This window comes from Prevotella aff. ruminicola Tc2-24 (genome assembly GCF_900110895.1).
In the GTDB taxonomy this organism is placed as follows: domain Bacteria; phylum Bacteroidota; class Bacteroidia; order Bacteroidales; family Bacteroidaceae; genus Prevotella.
On record NZ_FOIQ01000003.1, the window covers coordinates 366,260 to 389,199 of the forward strand.

Below are 22,940 nucleotides of genomic sequence, written 5' to 3' on the forward strand. Positions count from 1 at the left end.
TGTTATTTTTTAAGTTCTCTCTGATGAAGTTCTGATTTCATACGTGCGATATCACGACGAGCAGCCTTAATCTGAGACGGATTCTCAAGAGGAGTGATGGCGTGGTTCAACTTCATCTGGTTGTACTTTGCTACCTCTGCCTCAATGCGCTCTGCCAAATCCTTGGTCTCGAGCTCTCTTACTTCTTTAATCTTCATACTCAATTAAGCGTTTTTATCGTAATCACGTCTAACAACAAACTTTGTCTTAACCGGCAGTTTCTGTGCGCCGAGGCGGAGAGCCTCCTTAGCAACCTCGAAAGGAACGCCTTCTACTTCAAAGAGGATACGGCCCGGTGTAACAGGTGCAACCCATCCTGCGGGATCTCCCTTACCCTTACCCATTCGCACGTCAGCAGGCTTGCGAGTGATTGGTTTGTCGGGGAAGATGCGGATCCATACCTGACCTTCACGGTTCATATAACGGTTGATGGCAACACGGGCTGCCTCAATCTGGCGGCTGTCGATCCACTTGGCGTCCATAGTCTTGATACCGAATGAGCCGAAAGCCAGCGTTGTACCTCTGTGGGCGTCGCCTTTGTTGCCGCGTCCGTCCTGAGGTCTTCTATATCTTACTCTTTTTGGCTGTAACATAATAAGCTTCTACTTTTAACGGTTATTATTCTTCTTATTACGGAACTTCCTGTCACCGCCACGGCCACCATTGCCACGACCGCCAGACTTCTCCTGAGCGAAGTTCGGAGCCAGGTCTACGTCTCCGTAGATCTCACCGCGGCAAATCCAAACCTTGATACCCAGCAGACCGACCTTGGTCAGTGCCTCTGCATGGCAGTAGTCGATGTCCGCACGATAAGTATGAAGCGGCGTACGGCCTTCCTTCAGCATCTCGCTGCGGGCGATTTCTGCTCCGTTAAGACGACCTGAGATCTGTACCTTGATACCCTCGGCGCCAGCGCGCATCGTATTCTGGATAGCCATCTTGATGGCACGACGATATGCGATCTTGCCCTCTACCTGGCGAGCGATGTTGTTGGCAACAATCGTGGCATCGAGCTCTGGACGCTTTACCTCGAAGATATTAATCTGGATCTCCTTGTCATAGAGCTTCTTCAGCTCTTCCTTCAGTTTGTCAACATCTTGACCACCCTTACCGATGACGATGCCCGGACGAGCCGTGCAGATAGTAATGGTAACCAGCTTCAACGTACGCTCGATGACAATCTTCGAAACGCTGGCCTTTGCCAGACGCTCGTTCAGGTACTTACGGATTTTCTGATCCTCTACCAGGTTATCTCCGAAGTCCTTGCCTCCGAACCAATTTGAATCCCAACCTCTAACAATACCAAGACGGTTGCTTATTGGATTAACTTTCTGTCCCATACTTATTCTTTTACGTCATTAGTTTTAGCGTCTACAAACAGAGTCACGTGATTGGAACGCTTGCGGATACGATATCCACGACCCTGCGGTGCCGGTCTCATTCTCTTCATTGTAACGCCCTCGTCAACGAATACGCGGGTGATGAACAGCTCACCGTCCTCAGCCTTGCGGTCATTCTTAGCTTCCCAGTTGGCGATAGCCGAACGGAGGAGTTTCTCTACTTGAGCTGCTGCTGCCTTCTTGGAGAACCTCAGCACGCCAAGGGCGCGATTGACCTCCATGCCGCGAATCATGTCTACGACATAGCGCATCTTACGAGGTGAAGAGGGACAGCCTTTCAGCTTGGCAAAATACTGTGTCTTAAGTGCTGCCTTTCTTTCTTCAGCCTTAATATGTTTTCTTGCTCCCATTGTAATTTCTAATTCTTAATTCTTAATTCTTAACTACCCCTGGGATTACTTCTTGTTACCGGCGTGACCACCGAAGCGACGGGTGGGTGCGAACTCACCGAGCTTGTGACCAACCATGTTCTCAGTAACGTAGACAGGGATAAATTTATTACCGTTATGAACTGCAACAGTGTGTCCCACGAAGTCCGGGGAGATCATTGATGCTCTGGCCCATGTCTTAACGACATTTTTCTTACCACTCTCATTCATAGCGAGAATCTTCTTCTCGAGTGAGACGTTGATGTACGGACCTTTCTTTAATGAACGACTCATAATTTACTCTTCTAATTAACTTCGTGATTACTTCTTGTTAGCTCTTTCAATGATGTATCTGTTTGAAAGCTTCTTCGGTGCACGAGTCTTAAGACCCTTAGCGTACAAGCCCTTGCGTGAACGTGGGTGACCTCCAGACTGACGTCCTTCACCACCACCCATCGGGTGATCATGCGGGTTCATAACAACACCACGGTTGTGCGGGCGACGACCCAGCCAGCGGCTGCGACCAGCCTTACCAGACTGCTCAAGTGCGTGGTCTGAGTTACCTACACTACCTACAGTAGCCTTACAAGCGGAGAGAATCTGACGAGTCTCACCTGAGGGGAGCTTGATCACACAATAGCTGCCCTCACGAGAAGTCAACTGAGCAAAGTTACCAGCCGAACGAACGAGCTTGGCACCCTGGCCGGGACGCATCTCAATGTTGTGGATGACGGTACCGACGGGGATGTTAGCGAGCGGGAGAGCATTACCCACCTCGGGCACTGCCTCAGCTCCTGACATCAGGGTTGCACCAACCTGCAGTCCATTAGGAGCAATAATGTAACGTTTTTCACCATCAGCGTAGAACAACAGAGCGATACGAGCCGAACGGTTCGGATCGTATTCGATTGTCTTCACTACAGCTGGAACACCATCTTTCTCTCGCTTGAAGTCGATCAGACGATACTTCTTCTTGTGGCCGCCGCCCATGTAGCGGACAGTCATCTTACCGGTGTTGTTTCGACCGCCGGTTGAACGCTTACCGAAGACGAGAGACTTCTCTGGCACGGATGCAGTAATATCCTCGAACGTGCCAATAATCTTGTGTCTTTGACCCGGAGTTACGGGTTTTAATTTACGTACTGCCATTTCTATTATTGAATATTGCTATAAAAATCAATTGTATCGCCCTCCTTCAAGGTAACGATAGCCTTCTTGAACGCGTTCTTCTGGCCCTTGATCAGACCTGCCTTGGTGTAGCGAGAGCTACGCTTTCCGGCATAACGGCACGTGTTCACATCGATCACTGTAACATTGTACATGCTCTCGACCTCATTCTTAATCTCAAGCTTATTAGCCTCGGGACGAACGATGAAACCATACTTAGCCTCGGCCTTCTTGGTCCTCTCCTCACCCTTCACCTTATAAGTTTTCTCTACAGAAGACTTGTCTGTAATCTTGGTCATCTTCTCAGTGACCAGAGGTTTGATGATAAATGCCATATCTTATTGCCTCCTTTATTTGTTTAAGATACTGTCGATAGTCTCCAGAGACTTCTCGGAAATAACAAGCACATCGGCATTCAAAACTTTGTACGAATTGACCGTCGATGCCTCCATCACTTCTGCGCCCTGCAGATTGCGAGCCGACAAATATACGTTATTATTTGTTCCTGACAAAACGAAGAGGACCTTCTTACCATCCACTTTGAGATTTTTTGCAATGTTTATGAATTCTTTAGTCTTCGGAGCCTCCATAGTGAAGTCTTCTACAACCACGATTGCATTCTCCTGTGCCTTGTAAGACAGAGCGGACTTACGAGCAAGAACCTTTACTTTTTTGTTCAGTTTGAAACTATAGTCACGGGGTGTCGGACCGAACACGCGGCCACCACCACGGAGCAGCGGAGAGTTGATATCACCATGACGAGCGCCGCCGCCACCTTTCTGACGACCGAGCTTGCGAGTAGAACCAGAGATTTCGCTTCTCTCCTTCGACTTAGCTGTACCCTGACGCTGGTTGGCCAGATACTGCTTAACATCCAGATAAAGAACGTGGTCATTAGGTTCAATGCCGAAGATAGCCTCGTTCAGAGTCACCTTTCTTCCGGTCTCCTGACCTTTGATATTTAATACGCTAACTTCCATCTTTACTTGTTGATTATTACAGTTGAACCATTGTAACCAGCGCAGCTACCCTTCACAAGGATCAGGTTGTGCTCCGGTATTACCTTTAACACTTTGAGGTTCTGAGTTGTCACTCTGTCGCCGCCCATCTGGCCGCCCATGCGCATTCCCTTGAACACCTTGGCGGGATAAGAACAGGCACCGATAGAACCCGGCTTACGCAGACGGTCGTCCTGACCGTGTGTAGACTGGCCTACGCCACCGAAACCATGGCGCTTCACAACACCCTGGAATCCCTTACCTTTAGACGTACCGACCACATCAACAAACTCGGCACCTTCGAAGATGTCGACCGTGATGGTGTCGCCGAGGTTATACTCCTCGTCAAACTTGAACTCGGCCAAGTGGGCCTTTGGTGTTGTGTTAGCCTTCTTGAAGATACCCATCATTGGTTTGGTGGTGTTCTTCTCCTTCTTCTCTCCGAAGGCGAGCTGAACGGCCTTGTAACCGTCCTTCTCTACAGACTTAACCTGAGTTACAACACAAGGACCAGCTTCGATGACAGTGCACGGCACATTCTTACCGTCGGCACTGAAAACGGATGTCATTCCGATTTTTCTTCCAATTAATCCTGGCATTTCAGTTTAAAATTAATAATGATGTTAATATATAAAGTTTCTTTTTAAGTGTCATCTCGCTATTCCCGATGCATACAAACTCACTTAAAAAGGAACTTCAACTGCTTCATTTTTGAAGGCTAAGTCGCTCTTTACCAGAGTATTGATAGCATACAAGCCAGCGCAATACGCACTTTCGCGGGTGCAAAGGTACTACTATTTATTGGAACACGCAACATTAATTAGCTTTCCAAAGCAACTTTTAAGGTTTTTTATAATTTCCACACCCTATGACACAAGAGGAACGACCTATCCGATAAGGATATCTGCATCACTTGGCCTTACTACTGGAAGGTGCTTCTATGGCCTCACACTCTTCCAGCAGGCCACGACGGATATGGCCGGCCAGGGCACCGTCTGATGGCTTGTAGCGCTCACCGTGAGGGGTATAGTTGCACTTGAACCCAGTGATATGCCGGTCACGACGGAACTCCTTCGGACTATCCACGCAGACGCTTTTCACAGAGATTGAGAGTTTACCCATCTCTTTCAAGTCGACGACGTAGCCATTCTGCATGTAATGGCGCACGGTATCAAACAGCTCACGCAGCACCAGTCTCACGTCCGAGGCTTTTGCCGAGCAGTTCGTCTCGATCATCCTCTCTATCTCCTCGAGCGAGATTTCACCTTGCTTGACGGTGTGGGCATAGTATTTGCCGTAGTTCCGGTCGCTCTTAATCTTGTTCTGAACCAGTCTGTAATGAATAGCCATACTTCGTTTTTTGCTTGCAAATATAAGGATTATTATTCAAACTGCCAAACCTTACAGTCCAAAATCGGCGGAATTGCTGACCAAATCCGCCGGTTTTGGCGACCAAATCCGCCGATTTTGGTCAAAACAAAAACAGCGCGCCCGAAAGAGCACGCTGCCTATCATAAGGATGAGTACGATCCTATACCTTGATCTCAACCTCAACACCGCTGGGGAGCTCGAGCTTCATCAGGGCATCGACGGTCTTAGCTGTAGAGCTGTAGATGTCGATCAGACGCTTGTAGTCTGACAGCTGGAACTGCTCACGAGCCTTCTTGTTAACGAAGGTAGAGCGGTTTACAGTGTAGATACGCTTGTGTGTAGGAAGGGGGATAGGACCGCTGATGATAGCACCGGTAGCCTTCACAGCCTTCACGATCTTCTCTGCTGACTTGTCCACGAGTTTGTGGTCGTAGCTCTTCAGCTTAATACGAATTTTCTGACTCATTTGTTGAATTATTAATAATTGATTATGAAAAGTGGAGGCCGCTAAAGAGTCATTTACTCAGCGGCACTCCGTATTGTCTCTTTTACACGAGGTCGGCACGACCCTTCACCTCCTCGAGCACTGCCTTGGCGATAGAGCTTGAGAGCGGTGCATGGTGATCGTACTCCATAGAACTGGTAGCACGGCCTGAGGTGATGGTACGAAGAGCGGTCACATAACCGAACATCTCTGACAGGGGAACCTGAGCCTTCACGACACGGGCACCGCTGCGAGCCTCTTCCATGCCCTCTACCTGACCACGACGCTTGTTCAGGTCACCGATCACGTCACCCATGTTCTCCTCGGGTGTCACCACCTCGAGTTTCATGATGGGCTCCATCAGCACAGGCTTAGCCTGAGCGCAGACAGACTTATAAGCCATCTGGGCTGCGATCTCGAACGAGAGCTGGTCAGAGTCAACGGGGTGGAACGAACCATCCACGACAACGACCTTCAGCGAATCCATCGGATAGCCACCGAGGATACCATTCTTCATGGCTGCCTCGAAACCCTTCTGGATAGAGGGGATAAACTCCTTGGGGATATTACCACCCTTGACCTCGTTCACGAACTGCAGGCCACCGTCCTTAGCGATATCCCAATCGTCATCGACCGGACCAACGTTCACGATGATATCAGCGAACTTACCGCGACCACCAGACTGCTTCTTGTAAACCTCACGGTAGCCCATGACGGTCTTCGTGATAGCCTCCTTGTAGTTAACCTGCGGCTTACCCTGGTTACACTCAACCTTGAACTCGCGCTTCAGACGGTCGATGATGATATCGAGGTGAAGCTCACCCATACCTGAGATGATGGTCTGACCACTCTGCTCGTCGGTACGTACGGTGAATGTCGGGTCTTCCTCAGCCAACTTGGCGAGACCGTTATCGAGCTTAGCCACGTCGGCCTGGCTCTTCGGCTCAACTGCGATAGAGATCACAGTATCGGGGAAGGTCATGGACTCGAGCACGATAGGATGTCCCTCGTCGCAGAGGGTATCACCTGTGCGGATATCCTTGAAGCCTACACCTGCGCCGATATCACCGGCATCGATGGACTCCATGGGGATCTCCTTATTTGAGTTCATCTGGAACAGACGGCTGATACGCTCCTTCTTACCTGAACGGGGGTTGAACACATAGCTTCCGGCAGTGATCTTACCCGAGTAAACACGGAAGAACACCAGACGGCCCATGTACGGGTCGGTAGCGATCTTAAAGGCCAGAGCCGATGTCGGCTCGTCCTCAGAAGGCTTACGATCCTCTTCCTCTTCTGTGCTGGGGTTGGTACCCTTGATCACCTCTACGTCGACAGGAGCCGGCAGGAAGGCGCACACATAGTCAAGGAGGGGCTGAACGCCCTTGTTCTTATATGAAGAACCAAGCAGCATCGGGGTGCACTGCATGGCGATGGTTCCCTTACGGATAGCGGCGATAATCTCCTCCTCTGTGATTGAGTTAGGATCATCGAAATACTTCTCCATCAGAGCCTCATCGTACTCGGCAGCAGCCTCAAGCAGCTTATTACGCCACTCGTCGCACTCAGCCTCAAGGTCTGCAGGGATATCCTCGACATCATACTCGGCACCCATGGTCTCATCGTGCCACAGGATAGCCTTCATCTTGATCAGGTCTACCAGACCCTTGAAGTTCTCCTCAGCACCGATGGGCACCTGGATAACAACAGGGTTAGCGCCCAGGATGTCCTTCATCTGCTGCACAGTCTCGAAGAAGTCTGCACCAGAGCGGTCCATCTTATTAACATAGCCGATACGGGGCACATTGTACTTGTCGGCCTGGCGCCATACCGTCTCTGACTGAGGCTGTACGCCATCAGCCGCAGAATATGTAGCCACAGCACCGTCGAGCACGCGCAGTGAACGCTCCACCTCGGCTGTAAAGTCGACGTGTCCCGGAGTGTCGATCAGATTGATCTTGAATGTCTTGTTATTCCATGTCCAGTTACAGGTTGTTGCAGCAGAGGTAATTGTAATACCACGCTCCTGCTCCTGAGCCATCCAGTCCATCGTTGCAGCTCCATCATGTACCTCACCGATCTTGTGCGTCTTACCTGTATAGAACAGGATACGCTCAGAAGTCGTTGTCTTACCGGCATCGATGTGAGCCATAATACCGATGTTTCTCGTCAAATGTAAATCGCGATTTGCCATTCTTGTTTATCCTTTAACTACTTTACCTTAAACCTATCTTAGAATCTGAAGTGAGCAAATGCGCGGTTAGCCTCAGCCATACGGTGCATATCCTCCTTACGCTTAAAGGCACCACCCTGGTTGTTATAGGCATCCATGATCTCGGCTGCAAGCTTGTCAGCCATAGACTTACCGCTGCGCTTACGGGCGAAAGAGATCATATTCTTCATAGATACGCTCTCCTTACGGTCAGGACGGATTTCCGTCGGAACCTGGAACGTAGCACCACCGATACGGCGGCTCTTAACCTCCACCTGAGGAGTGATGTTATCGAGGGCCTGCTTCCAAATCTCGAGGGCAGACTTCTCCTCGTTGTTCATCTTAGCCTTCACTGTCTCCAGTGCATTGTAGAAGATCTCATACGACTTGGTCTTCTTACCATCAAACATCAGATGGTTCACAAACTTCGACACTTTCTGGTCGTTGAACACGGGATCCGGCAGGATCACACGCTTCTTGGGTTTTGCTTTTCTCATTTTGTTTTGAATGATTAAATTCTGCTTGGGCTGTTCTTACTTGTTCTTCAACACTCACACGAGAGTATTTACTCAACCTTTTAACATCTGTCGGTAAAACCGACGCTCCAGCAAAACGATTTTTACTTTTCTTTGTTTGGCCTGACTAACCTTCTCCGGTCATTACTTCTTAGCCTTAGGACGCTTAGCTCCGTACTTTGAGCGACGCTGTGTGCGATTTGCGACACCAGCTGTATCGAGCGTACCGCGAACAATGTGATAACGTACACCTGGCAGGTCCTTTACACGACCACCGCGAACAAGCACGATAGAGTGCTCCTGCAGGTTGTGTCCCTCTCCAGGGATGTAAGAGTTAACTTCCTTCTGATTTGTCAGACGAACACGGGCTACCTTACGCATAGCCGAATTAGGCTTCTTCGGGGTTGTTGTGTAAACACGTACGCAGACACCACGACGCTGAGGACAGTTGTCCAAAGCCGGCGACTTTGACTTGTCAACAATCACCTTTCTGCCCTTTCTTACCAATTGTGAAATTGTAGGCATAATACTTTTAATTTAATAATTTAATATGTTTATTCTGTTTATATTCAGCACTTTACACGCCGCTTCTCGCTTAAAGAGGCGTTTCGGGCTGCAAAGGTACAACTATTTTCCGAAACCACCTAATATATAAAAAAGAAAAAGCGTTACACCCCGTTTGATTTAACAAGATATAACACTTTTTGAATTAATTAGCAATAATTACCCTACGACGCCTCCCCTTTCGAAAGGTCGAATGGGGCGATTGTCTGCGGTTCTTGAGTTGGGATTCTTATGGTTCCGAACTCAGCCTCGTAGCGCATGATATTCTCCTGAAGAGCGCCAAGCAGTCGCTTAGCATGTTCAGGGGCAAGTATCACACGGCTGCACACCTGAGCCTTCGGCACTCCAGGGAGCACCCTGGCGAAGTCAACCACGAAGTCACTTGAACCATGTGTAATGATGGCGAAGTTTGCATACTCGCCCTGTGCCACATCCTGCGGCAGGTCAATCTGCAGTCCCTGCTGTCTGTTGTTATTCTCGTTCATAGTGTATCACGTTTTGCATACATTTAATCTTTGGGCAAAAAGGCGCTGTACAGCTAACTGTACAACGCCCTTTCAGTATTCATGAAAAGAAAATTATTTCTCGTCAAGCACGGTCTCCTCAGCGAAGTCAAGAACATTCTTGCGGTTAGCCTGAATACGCTCATACTCCTCCTTGGAACCAACAATAATCTTATCGAACTCACGCAGACCCGTACCGGCAGGAATCAGGTGACCGCAGATCACGTTCTCCTTCATACCCTCCAGATGGTCTACCTTACCACGGATAGCGGCCTCGTTGAGCACCTTCGTCGTCTCCTGGAACGAAGCAGCAGACATGAACGACTTCGTCTGGAGTGCGGCACGTGTGATACCCTGCAGAATCTGAGTAGATGTGGCGGGTACAGCATCACGAACCTGTACGAGACGGAGGTCACGACGCTTTAGCATCGAGTTCTCGTCGCGGAGCTTACGCGAGGTTACGATCTGTCCCTTCTGAAGATTCTCGGAATCACCGGCATCGGTCACCACCTTCTTACCCCAGATACGGTCGTTCTCCTCAGCGAAGTCGAGTTTGTCGACAATCTCCTGCTCAAGGAAAGAGGTGTCACCTGGTTCATTAATCTGAACTTTACGCATCATCTGACGAACAATGATCTCGAAGTGCTTATCGTTAATCTTCACGCCTTGCAGACGATACACATCCTGTACCTCATTCACGATATACTCCTGAACGGCGGTGGGACCCTTGATAGCCAAGATGTCGGCCGGTGTGATCACACCGTCAGAGAGCGGTGTACCAGCACGAACGGCATCATGTTCCTGTACCAGGATCTGCTTTGACAGGGATACGAGATATTTACGCTGCTCACCTGTCTTAGAGGTAACGATGATCTCACGGTTACCGCGCTTAACCTTACCCATGGTAACCTCACCGTCAATCTCGGAGACGACAGCAGGGTTCGACGGGTTACGAGCCTCGAAGAGCTCAGTGACACGCGGCAGACCTCCAGTGATATCACCACCCTTGGCGGCAGCGCGCGGGATCTTCACGAGGGTCTCACCGGTCTTAACAGTCTGACCGTCTTCAACGACCACGTGACCACCCACAGGGAAGTTATATGTTCCGATGACCTCGCCATCAGCGCCGATCACATCACAGGTCGGTACCTTCGATTTGTCCTTCGACTCAGTAACGATCTTCTCCGTCAGACCTGTGGTTTCGTCAGTCTCAGCACGGAAGGTTACACCCTCGATAACATCATTGAACTTCAGGCGACCAGCATACTCGGTAACGATGACCGCATTGAACGGATCCCACTGGGCAATCTTATCACCCTTAGCAACCTCATCGCCATTACGGAAATAGAGGGAAGAACCATAAGGCACGTTCACCGTAGAAAGAACAATCTTCGTGTTCGGGTCGACAAAGCGGAGTTCACCCAGACGGCTAACTACCATCTCACAGTCGCGACCATCCTCATCAAACGGAACAGTACGAACTTCCTCCATCTCAATCATGGCACGATCATACTTCGATACGATACTTGCATTGGCAGCTGCGTTGGCAGCAACACCACCGGCGTGGAATGTACGCAGAGTCAACTGTGTACCCGGCTCACCGATAGCCTGTGCAGCAATCACACCAACAGCCTCACCCTTCTGTACCATACGACGGGTAGCGAGGTTACGTCCATAACACTTCATGCATACGCCCTTCTTCGACTCGCAGGTGAGCACAGAACGGATCTCAACGCTCTCAATGTCAGCCTTCTCAATTGCATCGGCTACACTCTCAGTAATTTCCTCACCAGCCTCAACAATCACTTCACCCGTCTTCGGGTTAATGACATCGTGTACAGACACACGACCCAGAATTCGCTCAGCCAGGCTAGAGATAATCTCGTCGCCGCTCTTTAAAGCTGTACACTGCAGGCCACGCAGGGTTCCGCAGTCCTCCTCAGTGATGATCACGTCGTGAGACACATCGACCAAACGACGAGTCAAGTAACCAGCGTCTGCCGTCTTCATAGCGGTATCAGCAAGACCCTTACGGGCACCGTGAGTAGAGATAAAGTACTCAAGCACAGACATACCCTCCTTAAAGTTCGACAGGATCGGGTTCTCAATAATCTGGTGTCCTTCAGCACCAGCCTTCTGAGGCTTAGCCATCAGACCGCGGATACCTGAAAGCTGTTTAATCTGGTCCTTAGATCCACGAGCACCAGAGTCAAGCATCATGAACACAGCGTTAAAGCCCTGATCAGCCTCGGTCATCTGCTTCAGCAGGATATTACCAATATCGTTGTTGACATGAGTCCAAGTATCGATTACCTGATTATAACGCTCATTGTCGGTGATGAATCCCATATTATAGTTGTCAGTAATCTGACGAACCTCCTCATTACCCTTCTTGATCAGATCAGCCTTCTCTTTCGGAATAATGATATCATCGAGATTGAACGACAGACCGGCCAGATAAGCCATACGATAACCGAGGTTCTTAATGCCATCAAGGAATTCACAAGCCTCTGCAAAGCCCACGTTCTTAATTACATCAGCAATGATATCACGCAGACTCTTCTTAGAGATAACCTTGTTGACAAAACCTACCTCGTTCGGGATGATGCCATTCACGATGACACGACCGACGGATGTCTCCACCATATGGCGCTCAGCCTTACCGTCAACAACATCGTCAACAACAACCTTCACCTGAGCGTGAAGGTCACATTTACCCTCATTATGGGCAATGATAGCCTCTTCGGGGCCATAGAAGGTTAAACCCTCACCCTTGGCACCCGGACGAATCTTCGTGATATAATATAGACCCAGCACCATATCCTGAGAAGGCACGGTAATTGGTGCGCCATTGGCAGGATTCAAGATGTTATGGCTCTGGAGCATCAGCAACTGCGCCTCGAGAACAGCCTCATTGCTTAGCGGGAGGTGGACAGCCATCTGGTCACCGTCGAAGTCGGCATTGAACGCCGTACATGCCAACGGATGCAACTGGATGGCTTTACCCTCGATAAGCTTTGGCTGGAAGGCCTGGATACCGAGACGGTGCAATGTCGGCGCACGGTTCAGCAAAACAGGATGACCCTTCATCACATTCTCAAGGATATCCCAGATGACCGGTTCACGACGATCGACAATTTTCTTGGCGCTCTTCACCGTTTTCACAATACCACGCTCGATGAGTTTACGGATGATAAACGGCTTATAAAGTTCGGCAGCCATCAACTTCGGCAGACCGCACTCGCCCATCTTCAACTCAGGACCGACAACAATCACCGAACGGGCTGAATAGTCGACACGCTTACCGAGCAAGTTCTGACGGAAACGTCCCTGCTTACCCTTCAGTGAGTCAGAAAGAGACTTCAGAGGACGGTTGCTGTCACTCTTGACAGCCGATGACTTACGGCTATTGTCGAAGAGAGAGTCGACGGCTTCCTGAAGCATACGCTTCTCGTTACGGAGAATCACCTCAGGAGCCTTAATCTCCATCAGCCTTTTCAGACGGTTGTTACGGATAATCACACGACGATAAAGATCATTCAAGTCGGACGTGGCGAAACGACCACCATCCAGTGGCACCAATGGTCGGAGCTCAGGAGGTGTGACAGGGATAATCTTCATAATCATCCACTCAGGACGATTGATCCCTTTCTCCACACTTTGGCGGAAAGCCTCAACCACCTGCAGACGCTTCAGAGCCTCGTTCTTACGCTGCATAGAAGAATCGCTATTGGCACGATCGCGCAACTCATACGACAGAGAGTCAAGGTCCAGACGTACGAGCAAGTCGTAAATGGCCTCAGCACCCATCTTAGCGATGAACTTATTGGGATCGCTATCATCCAGATAGTCGTTCTCAGGTGAGACATGGTTATCCATAATCTCGTTATACTCATCTTCAGAGAGCAGATCGTACACATTTGAACCGATGACATCATTGCCTTCTGCATCCTTCTTACCAGCCATAACACCCGGCTGGATTACTACATATCGCTCGTAGTAGATCACAGCATCGAGCTTCTTGGTGGGAAGGCCGAGCAAATAACCAATCTTATTGGGAAGGCTACGGAAATACCAGATATGTGCAACAGGTACCACCAACTCGATGTGACCAGCACGCTCACGACGGACCTTCTTTTCTGTCACCTCCACGCCACAACGGTCGCAGACGATGCCCTTATAACGGATGCGTTTATACTTTCCGCAGGCACACTCGTAATCCTTCGTCGGACCAAAGATGCGCTCACAGAACAGACCGTCGCGTTCTGGCTTATACGTACGATAGTTGATGGTTTCAGGTTTGGTAACCTCTCCGAAGCTACTCTCGAGGATTTCTTCGGGCGAAGCAAGTCCAATGGTAATTTTCGTAAAATTACTCTTTACTTTTGAATCTTTCTTGAAAGCCATATATATTATCTTTCTCTTAATTCGTAACTCTTAATACTTAACTCGCTTAATCGAGCGTGATGCTCAGACCGAGACCGCGCAACTCATGGAGCAGCACGTTGAGAGACTCAGGAATTCCCGGTGTCGGCATCGGCTCACCCTTGACAATAGCCTCATAAGCCTTGGAACGCCCAACAGTATCATCCGACTTAATCGTCAGAATCTCCTGAAGAACATGACTGGCACCAAAGGCCTCCAATGCCCAGACCTCCATCTCTCCGAAACGCTGGCCACCAAACTGAGCTTTACCGCCGAGAGGCTGCTGAGTGATCAAACTGTACGGACCGATAGAACGGGCGTGCATCTTATCCTCTACCATATGACCGAGCTTAAGGAAGTAGGTGATACCCACCGTTGCAGGCTGGTCGAACATCTCACCCGTCTCACCATCATAGAGATGTGTAGAGCAGAGACGCGGCAGACCTGCCTTGTCGGTCCACTCGGCGAGGTCGTCGAGTTTGGCACCGTCGAAGATCGGCGTAGCAAATTTCACGCCCAAACGTTTACCGGCAGCACCGAGGATTGCCTCGAAGATCTGACCGAGGTTCATACGTGAAGGCACACCAAGCGGGTTCAATACGAGATCTACGGGACGACCGTCCTCGAGGAATGGCATATCCTCCTGACGCACCACCTTAGACACGATACCTTTATTACCGTGACGACCGGCCAACTTGTCACCCACACCAATCTTACGTTTCTTAGCCACATATACCTTAGCCATCTGCAGGATACCAGAGGGTAACTCATCACCAATAGTGATGGCAAACTTCTTACGCTTCATCTCTGCATCCAACAGCTTATATTTCTTCATGAAGTTGATGATCAGCTTAGCGATCAACTCATTCTTATGTTCGTCATTCGTCCAGTTGCTGATCTGGATATCACCATACTCGAGATTTCTCAGAGCTGCCGCAGAGAATTTACTACCCTTGGTGATGATTTCAGCACCAGTATAGTCCTTGACACCCTGAGAGGTCTTACCCTTGGTAAGTTCGAGTAACTTGTCAATGAGGATGTCCTTCAAATCGTCTACCTTTGCCTCATATTCCTCGTCAATCTTAGCCAGCACGATCTTATCCTGCTGCTTTGACTTACGATCCTTAATAGCACGTGCAAACATTTTCTTGTCAATAATGACACCAGTCAGTGAAGGATTAGCCTTCAATGAAGAGTCCTTCACATCACCAGCCTTATCACCAAAGATAGCACGAAGCAGTTTCTCCTCAGGAGAAGGATCACTCTCACCCTTCGGTGAGATCTTACCAATCAGGATGTCGCCTGGCTCTACACGTGCACCAACACGGATCACGCCATTCTCATCAAGATCCTTCGTAGCCTCCTCACTGACATTAGGAATATCTGCGGTGAACTCCTCGACACCACGTTTGGTCTCACGAACATCGAGCGAATACTCATCCACGTGAACTGAAGTTAGGATATCCTCACGAACGATACGCTCGTTAAGAACGATGGCGTCCTCGTAGTTATAACCCTTCCAAGGCATGTAAGCCACGAGCAGGTTACGACCCAGAGCCAGTTCACCATTCTCGGTGGCATAACCCTCAGTCAGAATATCACCCTTCTTCACGCGCTGGCCCTTCTCACATATAGGACGTAAATCGATGGTCATATTCTGGTTTGTACGACGGAATTTAGCAATACGATACTCCTTCAGAGCAGGCTCGAAACTTACGAACTCTTCGTCCTCAGTACGATCATACAAGATACGAATGGTTGTCGCATCAACATACTCGACGACGCCGTCACCCTCAGCAGTCACCATCGTGCGAGAGTCCTCACAAACCTGCTTCTCGATACCAGTACCCACGATAGGAGCCTCATTGTGAAGCAGAGGCACAGCCTGACGCATCATGTTCGATCCCATCAGTGCACGGTGAGCATCATCATGCTCTAGGAACGGAATCAGAGAAGCTGCGATAGAGGCAATCTGCTGCGGAGATACGTCCATCAGATCAACATCCGTCGGTGGAACGACAGGGAAGTCGGCATCCTGACGACACTTTACGACCTCACGAATAAATGTACCGTCATCGTTCAACGGTGCATTACCCTGGCCAATGATGTGGTCGGATTCCTCCTCTGCGGTGAGATAGACGATCTCGTCATTATTCAGATTGGCTACACCATTCTCTACCTTACGGTATGGAGTCTGGATGAAGCCGAGTTCATTAATCTTAGCATATACACACAGTGATGAAATCAGACCGATGTTCGGACCCTCAGGGCTCTCAATCGGACAAAGACGACCATAGTGTGTGTAGTGAACGTCACGTACCTCAAAGCCGGCACGCTCACGAGATAGACCGCCAGGACCGAGAGCCGAGAGACGACGCTTATGGGTCACCTCTGCCAATGGGTTCGTCTGGTCCATGAACTGCGACAGCGGATTCGTTCCGAAGAACGAATTAATGACGCTAGAGATTGTCTTGGCATTGATCAAATCCGTCGGAGTGAACACCTCATTATCACGCACATTCATGCGCTCACGGATGGTGCGGCTCATACGTGCCAGACCTATAGAGAACTGATTCGATAACTGCTCACCCACTGTACGCACTCGACGGTTTGACAGGTGGTCAATATCATCGACGGCAGCCTTGGAGTTCACCAACTGAATCAGGTACTTGATAATCTCAATAATATCCTCCTTCGTCAGGACACGGACATCCATATCAGTATTCAAGTTCAGTTTCTTGTTGATGCGATAACGACCCACATCACCCAAGTCATAGCGTTTGTCAGAGAAGAACAGGTTCTGGATGACCTCACGAGCACTGGCATCATCAGCAGGGTCTGCATTACGTAACTGACGATAGATATATAGGACAGCCTCTTTCTCTGAGTTACTGGGATCCTTAGCCAATGTATTGAAGATAATCGAGAAATCCTGGGCGACAGCCTCATCTTTATGTACGAGGATGGTCTGGGCACCACTCTCAAGAATCTCCATCATATTATCTTCGGTGATCTCCGTCTCACGCTCCATGATCACCTCGTTACGCTCGATAGAAACAACTTCACCGGTATCCTCATCAACGAAATCCTCGTTCCAACTCTTCAGCACACGTGCAGCAAGCTTACATCCAAGCACCTTCTTCAGGGCACTCTTGTTCACTTTCACCTCCTCGGCAAGATTGAAGATCTGGAGGATGTCCTTATCCGTCTCAAACCCGATAGCACGGAGCAAAGTCGTTACTGGCAATTTCTTCTTACGGTCGATGTATGCGTACATCACATTGTTGATATCCGTAGCAAACTCAATCCACGATCCTTTGAACGGGATGATACGTGCGGAGTACAGCAGTGTACCATTGGCATGTACGTTCTGACCGAAGAATACACCAGGAGAACGGTGCAACTGAGATACAACGACGCGCTCAGCTCCATTGATAACAAAAGTACCGTTGGCCGTCATATAAGGAATCGGGCCCAGGAACACGTCCTGGATTACTGTTCCGAAGTCCTCATGATCCGGATCCGTACAATACAGTTTCAACTTAGCCTTCAAAGGCACGCTATATGTTAGTCCGCGCTCCAGACATTCGTCAATAGTGTAGCGGGGAGGATCAATATAGTAATCCAGGAACTCAAGAACGAAATTATTACGTGTGTCGGTGATAGGGAAGTTCTCCGCGAACACCTTATACAAACCGTCATTCTTGCGTTCCTCAGGCGGAGTGTCCAACTGCAGGAAGTCTTTGAACGACTTTAATTGCACATCAAGGAAATCCGGAAACGGCATTGGATTCTTGACGCTGCCAAAGTTTACTCTGTTATCTACTAATTTTGAAGCCATATTCTTTTGTTGTTGAATCTATGAACCGGTCTATTCCCGGAGTTATCCGGAAGAACCGGATTATAAGACAGAAAATGGTCGGGAACCCTCGACTGGAGAGTCCCCAACCACATCAGTATTGTTGTGCGAATTACTTCAGCTCAACCTCGGCACCAGCGGCCTCGATGGTCTTCTTCAAGTTCTCAGCCTCTTCCTTAGACAGGCCTTCCTTTACAGTTGCGGGAGCACCGTCAACCAGATCCTTAGCCTCCTTCAGACCAAGACCACAAGCCTCCTTAACGGCCTTCACAACCTGAAGCTTTGCAGCACCTGCTGACTTCAGAACAACGTCGAATGAAGACTTCTCCTCAGCAGCAGCGGCCTCACCACCAGCTGCAGGACCAGCAGCTACAGCAACGGCTGCAGCAGCAGGCTCAATTCCATACTCGTCCTTCAGGACTGTTGCCAACTCGTTAACTTCTTTTACAGTAAGGTTTACCAACTCTTCTGCAATAGCTTTAATATCTGCCATTTTATTTAAAAATTTAATTGTTTTTTAATGATAATGTTACTTCTTTCGCTTATTTATTACGCTCAGCGATAGCGTCAAGCAGTCCATGCACCTTGCCACCAGCATTCAAGCCAGAGACAACATTCTTGATCGGAGACTGCAGCAGAGCTACAACATCTGCGATCAGTTCGTTCTTGCTCTTGATTGCAACCAGCTCATCAAGTTTGTCAGCACCAACGAAGAAGCTCTCCTCTGCATATGCACCCTTCAGGGCGGGGATACCTTCTTTCTTGTACTCCTTAATCAGCTTAGCAGGGACATTGGCCGTCTGTGCGAACATGATAGCCGTATTTCCCTTCAGGCAGTCATACAACGGAGAGAAATCAATCTCTGAAGCCTCAAAGGCCTTGTGGAGAAGTTTGTTCTTCACAACCAGCAATTTGATCTCGCTCTTGAAGCACTTCCTACGGAGCTCACTGGTCTTCTCTGCATTCAAGCCGGCGATATCCACCAGATAGAAATGCGGGAATGCCTTCAGTTTCTCTCCAAGTTCTACGATGATAGTATCTTTTACTTCCTTTTTCATTTGTCTAATCTTTTAACGAGTTATTCAACTGATTTAGGATCTACCTTGATACCCATACTCATAGTGCTTGAGAGGAAGATACTCTTGATGTATGTTCCCTTTGCAGCTGCAGGCTTCAGCTTGATAATGGTAGAGATGAACTCTTTAGCATTTTCAAAGATCTGATCAGCAGTGAAAGTTACCTTACCGATTGACGTATGCACGATACCTGCCTTGTCAACCTTAAAGTCGATCTTACCCTGCTTCACCTCCTTCACAGCCTTAGCAACATCCATTGTTACAGTACCGCTCTTTGGGTTAGGCATCAGGCCACGGGGACCGAGTACACGGCCGAGAGGACCGAGCTTACCCATACAAGACGGCATCGTGATGATTACATCTACATCTGTCCAACCGCCCTTGATCTTTTCGATATACTCGTCAAGACCAACATAGTCGGCACCTGCTTCCTTAGCAGCAGCCTCCTGATCAGGAGTACAGAGAGCGAGCACGCGTGTCACCTTACCAGTACCGTTCGGCAGCGAAACAACGCCACGAACCATCTGGTTAGCCTTACGCGGATCTACGCCCAAGCGTACATCGATATCGACAGAAGCCTCAAACTTGGTGGTGGTAATCTCCTTCACCAGCGCAGCGGCTTCTTTCAAAGAGTATGCTTTCCCTGCTTCAACCTTATCAGCTACCAACTTTTGATTTTTTGTCAGTTTACTCATTGTCTTAATTGAAGTTATTAATTATTTACCAGGGAACTCCCCTTCTACAGTGATACCCATACTACGCGCTGTACCAGCGACCAACTTCATAGCCGACTCAACGGTAAAGCAGTTCAAGTCCTTCATCTTATCCTCTGCAATAGCACGAACCTGATCCCAAGTTACCTTGGCGACCTTCTTACGGTTGGGCTCAGCAGAACCGCTCTTAACCTTTGCAGCCTCCTTCAGCTGAACAGCTGCAGGAGGAGTTTTGAGCTCGAACGAGAATGACTTGTCGGTATAGTAAGTGATAACAACAGGAATAATTTTTCCTGCCTTATCCTGGGTTCTGGCGTTGAACTCTTTGCAGAATCCCATAATATTAATACCCTTAGAACCCAATGCAGGTCCTACTGGGGGAGAAGGATTCGCAGCGCCACCTTTAATCTGTAATTTGATTAATCCAGCAACTTCTTTAGCCATTTCTGTTATTTATTATTTGAATTGTTATATAAGCCTTAGGAGTGGAAGCCTCCTGCGACCGTATATAGAGAATCGGGCGAACCGTAACATTAACGCCCTATTCTTTTTCTACCTGATTATAACTCAGTTCTAATGGAGTTTTACGACCGAAAATCTTAACCATGACCTTCAGTTTACGCTTCTCGGCATTCACCTCCTCAATGACACCGCTGAATCCACTAAACGGACCGTCGGTCACCTTCACAGCTTCATCAACAGTGTAAGGAACAGCAATTTCCTCACTCTTGATGATAGTCTCCTCTGCAGTACCGAGAATCCTGTTAATGTCAGCCTGACGTACCGGTGTAGGATTATCCAAACCACCCAAGAAGCCCAACACATTAGGCATGAAGCGCAACGTGTGAGCAATTTCGCCCTGAAGATTTGCCTCTACGAGGACATATCCCGGGAGGAACAGTTTCTCCTTAACAACACGCTTGCCATTACGAAGCTGTGCATATTTCTCCGTAGGAAGTAAAATCTGACCTACATTCGCAGCAAGCATCGTATCATTCTTCATAAGAGCCTCAAGGTATTCTTTAACCTTAGCCTCTTTTCCGCTGACAGCGCGCAGCACATACCACTTCATTCCCGTCTGAGCCATCTTATCTGATTATTATCCTGGATAAACCAGGCTCATTACTGACTTGAAAACGAAATCCATTGCCCAGACCACAAGTGCAATAATCAGGGAGGCCGAAAGAACCACCACTGCACTATGGGTCAACTCCTTGCGAGTCGGCCATGTAGTCTTATGAGCCAACTCGTCATAACAAGCTTTACAGTAATCGAAAAACTTCTTAAACATATCCTTTGTTATTTTGCACGGGAAGGAGGACTCGAACCCACGACCCTCGGTTTTGGAGACCGATGCTCTACCAACTGAGCTATTCCCGTAAGTAAGCCCCCACCACCTAAGTGTGGGGGCTCTTATCTATTCTTATAGACAATCTAAAGAGTAGTGAGGATTAGTCCTCGAATACCTCTGTGATCTGACCAGAACCTACGGTACGACCACCCTCGCGGATAGCGAAACGAAGACCTGGGTTCAGAGCCACAGCGTAAATCAGCTCAACAGTAATCTCCACGTTGTCACCAGGCATCACCATCTCAACGCCAGCAGGGAGTGTGATCTCACCTGTGCAGTCCATGGTGCGGAGGTAGAACTGAGGACGATACTTGTTACCGAACGGAGTGTGACGACCACCCTCTTCCTTCTTCAGGACGTAGATAGAAGCCTTGAACTTCTTGAAAGGCTTGATCTGACCCGGATGGCAGAGCACCATACCGCGCTTGATCTCATTCTTATCAATACCACGGAGAAGCAGACCTACGTTATCACCAGCCTGACCCTCGTCAAGAATCTTACGGAACATCTCAACGCCAGTAACAACCGACTTCTTGTCCTCACCAAGTCCGAGCAACTCAACCTCGTCACCTACGTGGATCACACCAGTCTCAATACGACCAGTAGCAACAGTACCACGACCAGTGATAGAGAACACGTCCTCAACAGGCATCAAGAAAGGCTTATCGGTAGCACGAGGAGGCTCCTGGATCCAAGTATCACAGGTGTTCATCAACTCCATTACCTTCTCCTCCCACTTAGCAACACCGTTCAGTGCACCAAGAGCAGAACCACGGATAATAGGAGTATCATCCTCGAACTCGTACTGAGCGAGAATCTCCTGAACCTCCATCTCAACGAGCTCCAGCATCTCCTCATCCTCAACCATATCGCACTTGTTCAGGAACACAACCAGACGGGGAACGTTCACCTGACGAGCGAGCAGAACGTGCTCACGAGTCTGAGGCATAGGACCGTCAGTTGCAGCAACAACAAGGATAGCACCATCCATCTGGGCAGCACCGGTTACCATGTTCTTCACATAGTCAGCGTGTCCCGGGCAGTCAACGTGAGCATAGTGACGAGTAGCTGTCTCGTACTCAACGTGAGCGGTGTTAATAGTAATACCACGCTCCTTCTCCTCGGGAGCGTTGTCAATCTGATCGAATGACTTAACCTCAGAGAGACCCTGCTTAGCCAGTACGGTGGTGATAGCAGCAGTCAGAGTTGTCTTACCGTGGTCAACGTGACCAATAGTACCAATGTTTACGTGCGGTTTGGTGCGCACAAAATTCTCTTTTGCCATTTTTCTTGTTATTAACTTTATGAATAATTCGAGTTTCCTGCTCCTCCTTACCATCCAAGAGAGCTGTAACTGAGAGTTGAACTCAGGACCTCTTCCTTACCAAGGAAGTGCTCTACCACTGAGCTATTACAGCAAGTTGCACTTCAAAGTGCGAAACTGCTCGTGCTCGGCATTAGCGAGTTTCCTACTCTCGCGTCATCGCAACTTTGAGCGGAAAACGGGGCTCAAACCCGCGACCCCCAGCTTGGAAGGCTAGTGCTCTATCAACTGAGCTATTTCCGCGAAACATCTCTTGAGAGTGGGTGCTGATGGATTCGAACCACCGAAGTCGAAAGACAGCAGATTTACAGTCTGCCCCATTTGGCCACTCTGGAAAACACCCATTTGCCATTAGCTGTAGGCTGGTAGCGATTAGCTATTAGCTGTTAGCTTTAGCCGTTCCCGATCATTTAGACTTTAGGCGATTTTGCTCACCCTCTGGTCTCCTTGAGCCTCTTGTCGGATTCGAACCAACGACCCCGAGATTACAAATCACGTGCTCTGGCCAACTGAGCTAAAGAGGCTTTTCTAAGCAGCCGCTCTCTGTTTCAGATTTACGACCTGTCGGAAA

General features: G+C 49.0%; 24 protein-coding genes and 5 tRNA genes. All 29 read right to left on the minus strand.

The features are described 5' to 3' along the window. Positions 1–2: 2 nt before the first annotated feature. Complete coding sequence (rpmC, locus tag BMY63_RS07890) at positions 3–197, minus strand: 50S ribosomal protein L29 (protein ID WP_091902264.1); 195 nt, start codon at positions 195–197, stop codon at positions 3–5. Between the two features lie 6 nt (positions 198–203). Beyond that, entirely contained in the window at positions 204–632 is a 429-nt protein-coding gene (gene rplP, locus BMY63_RS07895) for a 50S ribosomal protein L16 (RefSeq protein WP_091902184.1), read from the minus strand. A gap of 15 nt (positions 633–647) precedes the next feature. Further along, complete coding sequence (rpsC, locus tag BMY63_RS07900; RefSeq protein ID WP_091902187.1) at positions 648–1,379, minus strand: 30S ribosomal protein S3; 732 nt, start codon at positions 1,377–1,379, stop codon at positions 648–650. 2 nt (positions 1,380–1,381) lie between these two features. Then, positions 1,382–1,789 carry a 50S ribosomal protein L22 gene (gene rplV / locus BMY63_RS07905; protein WP_091902189.1) on the minus strand — a complete coding sequence of 136 codons (408 nt, stop codon included), beginning with the start codon at positions 1,787–1,789 and terminating at the stop codon, positions 1,382–1,384. Between the two features lie 45 nt (positions 1,790–1,834). Next, positions 1,835–2,101 carry a 30S ribosomal protein S19 gene (gene rpsS / locus BMY63_RS07910; protein ID WP_013065476.1) on the minus strand — a complete coding sequence of 89 codons (267 nt, stop codon included), beginning with the start codon at positions 2,099–2,101 and terminating at the stop codon, positions 1,835–1,837. A gap of 27 nt (positions 2,102–2,128) precedes the next feature. Beyond that, positions 2,129–2,956, minus strand: coding sequence for a 50S ribosomal protein L2 (gene rplB, locus BMY63_RS07915; protein WP_091902191.1), 828 nt, complete (start codon positions 2,954–2,956; stop codon positions 2,129–2,131). A 5-nt stretch (positions 2,957–2,961) separates the two neighbouring features. Continuing rightward, positions 2,962–3,309, minus strand: a complete 348-nt coding sequence (gene rplW / locus BMY63_RS07920) for a 50S ribosomal protein L23 (RefSeq protein ID WP_091902193.1) — start codon at positions 3,307–3,309, stop codon at positions 2,962–2,964. A gap of 15 nt (positions 3,310–3,324) precedes the next feature. Further along, positions 3,325–3,954, minus strand: a complete 630-nt coding sequence (gene rplD, locus BMY63_RS07925; protein WP_091902195.1) for a 50S ribosomal protein L4 — start codon at positions 3,952–3,954, stop codon at positions 3,325–3,327. Between the two features lie 2 nt (positions 3,955–3,956). After that, complete coding sequence (rplC, locus tag BMY63_RS07930; RefSeq protein WP_091902197.1) at positions 3,957–4,571, minus strand: 50S ribosomal protein L3; 615 nt, start codon at positions 4,569–4,571, stop codon at positions 3,957–3,959. 310 nt (positions 4,572–4,881) lie between these two features. Continuing rightward, entirely contained in the window at positions 4,882–5,322 is a 441-nt protein-coding gene (locus tag BMY63_RS07935) for an HU family DNA-binding protein (protein ID WP_091915815.1), read from the minus strand. Between the two features lie 181 nt (positions 5,323–5,503). Further along, positions 5,504–5,809, minus strand: a complete 306-nt coding sequence (gene rpsJ / locus BMY63_RS07940; protein ID WP_013064715.1) for a 30S ribosomal protein S10 — start codon at positions 5,807–5,809, stop codon at positions 5,504–5,506. Between the two features lie 82 nt (positions 5,810–5,891). After that, positions 5,892–8,021 (minus strand): elongation factor G, encoded by a 2,130-nt coding sequence (gene fusA, locus BMY63_RS07945; protein WP_091902202.1) that lies wholly within the window; start codon positions 8,019–8,021, stop codon positions 5,892–5,894. A gap of 38 nt (positions 8,022–8,059) precedes the next feature. Beyond that, positions 8,060–8,536, minus strand: coding sequence for a 30S ribosomal protein S7 (rpsG, locus tag BMY63_RS07950; RefSeq protein ID WP_091902204.1), 477 nt, complete (start codon positions 8,534–8,536; stop codon positions 8,060–8,062). A 162-nt stretch (positions 8,537–8,698) separates the two neighbouring features. After that, complete coding sequence (gene rpsL / locus BMY63_RS07955; RefSeq protein WP_013063973.1) at positions 8,699–9,079, minus strand: 30S ribosomal protein S12; 381 nt, start codon at positions 9,077–9,079, stop codon at positions 8,699–8,701. Between the two features lie 203 nt (positions 9,080–9,282). Continuing rightward, entirely contained in the window at positions 9,283–9,603 is a 321-nt protein-coding gene (locus BMY63_RS07960; RefSeq protein ID WP_091915817.1) for a DUF3467 domain-containing protein, read from the minus strand. A 93-nt stretch (positions 9,604–9,696) separates the two neighbouring features. After that, entirely contained in the window at positions 9,697–14,028 is a 4,332-nt protein-coding gene (gene rpoC, locus BMY63_RS07965; protein ID WP_091902209.1) for a DNA-directed RNA polymerase subunit beta', read from the minus strand. A gap of 46 nt (positions 14,029–14,074) precedes the next feature. Further along, positions 14,075–17,887: a DNA-directed RNA polymerase subunit beta gene (rpoB, locus tag BMY63_RS07970; RefSeq protein WP_091902211.1), complete on the minus strand. Its 3,813-nt coding sequence runs from the start codon at positions 17,885–17,887 to the stop codon at positions 14,075–14,077. A gap of 130 nt (positions 17,888–18,017) precedes the next feature. Further along, a complete protein-coding gene (gene rplL, locus BMY63_RS07975; protein ID WP_091902213.1) occupies positions 18,018–18,398 on the minus strand; it encodes a 50S ribosomal protein L7/L12 in 381 nt (126 codons plus the stop codon). A gap of 49 nt (positions 18,399–18,447) precedes the next feature. Further along, positions 18,448–18,963 (minus strand): 50S ribosomal protein L10, encoded by a 516-nt coding sequence (rplJ, locus tag BMY63_RS07980; RefSeq protein WP_091902215.1) that lies wholly within the window; start codon positions 18,961–18,963, stop codon positions 18,448–18,450. A gap of 20 nt (positions 18,964–18,983) precedes the next feature. Then, the gene (rplA, locus tag BMY63_RS07985) at positions 18,984–19,676 is read right to left on the minus strand and encodes a 50S ribosomal protein L1 (RefSeq protein ID WP_091842959.1); all 693 of its coding nucleotides are present in this window, start codon (positions 19,674–19,676) and stop codon (positions 18,984–18,986) included. A gap of 21 nt (positions 19,677–19,697) precedes the next feature. Beyond that, the gene (gene rplK, locus BMY63_RS07990; protein ID WP_091902218.1) at positions 19,698–20,138 is read right to left on the minus strand and encodes a 50S ribosomal protein L11; all 441 of its coding nucleotides are present in this window, start codon (positions 20,136–20,138) and stop codon (positions 19,698–19,700) included. Positions 20,139–20,235: 97 nt separating this feature from the next. Beyond that, positions 20,236–20,781 (minus strand): transcription termination/antitermination protein NusG, encoded by a 546-nt coding sequence (gene nusG / locus BMY63_RS07995; RefSeq protein ID WP_091902220.1) that lies wholly within the window; start codon positions 20,779–20,781, stop codon positions 20,236–20,238. 12 nt (positions 20,782–20,793) lie between these two features. Next, the gene (gene secE / locus BMY63_RS08000) at positions 20,794–20,985 is read right to left on the minus strand and encodes a preprotein translocase subunit SecE (RefSeq protein ID WP_091902222.1); all 192 of its coding nucleotides are present in this window, start codon (positions 20,983–20,985) and stop codon (positions 20,794–20,796) included. A 16-nt stretch (positions 20,986–21,001) separates the two neighbouring features. Continuing rightward, positions 21,002–21,074: transfer RNA gene (locus BMY63_RS08005), tRNA-Trp, on the minus strand. 71 nt (positions 21,075–21,145) lie between these two features. After that, positions 21,146–22,330, minus strand: a complete 1,185-nt coding sequence (gene tuf / locus BMY63_RS08010) for an elongation factor Tu (protein WP_091915819.1) — start codon at positions 22,328–22,330, stop codon at positions 21,146–21,148. A 61-nt stretch (positions 22,331–22,391) separates the two neighbouring features. After that, positions 22,392–22,463 (minus strand) — tRNA-Thr (locus tag BMY63_RS08015). A gap of 76 nt (positions 22,464–22,539) precedes the next feature. Continuing rightward, positions 22,540–22,612: transfer RNA gene (locus BMY63_RS08020), tRNA-Gly, on the minus strand. A gap of 17 nt (positions 22,613–22,629) precedes the next feature. Next, positions 22,630–22,712, minus strand: a tRNA-Tyr gene (locus BMY63_RS08025). Between the two features lie 107 nt (positions 22,713–22,819). Then, a tRNA-Thr gene (locus BMY63_RS08030) sits at positions 22,820–22,893 on the minus strand. Between the last annotated feature and the right edge of the window lie 47 nt (positions 22,894–22,940).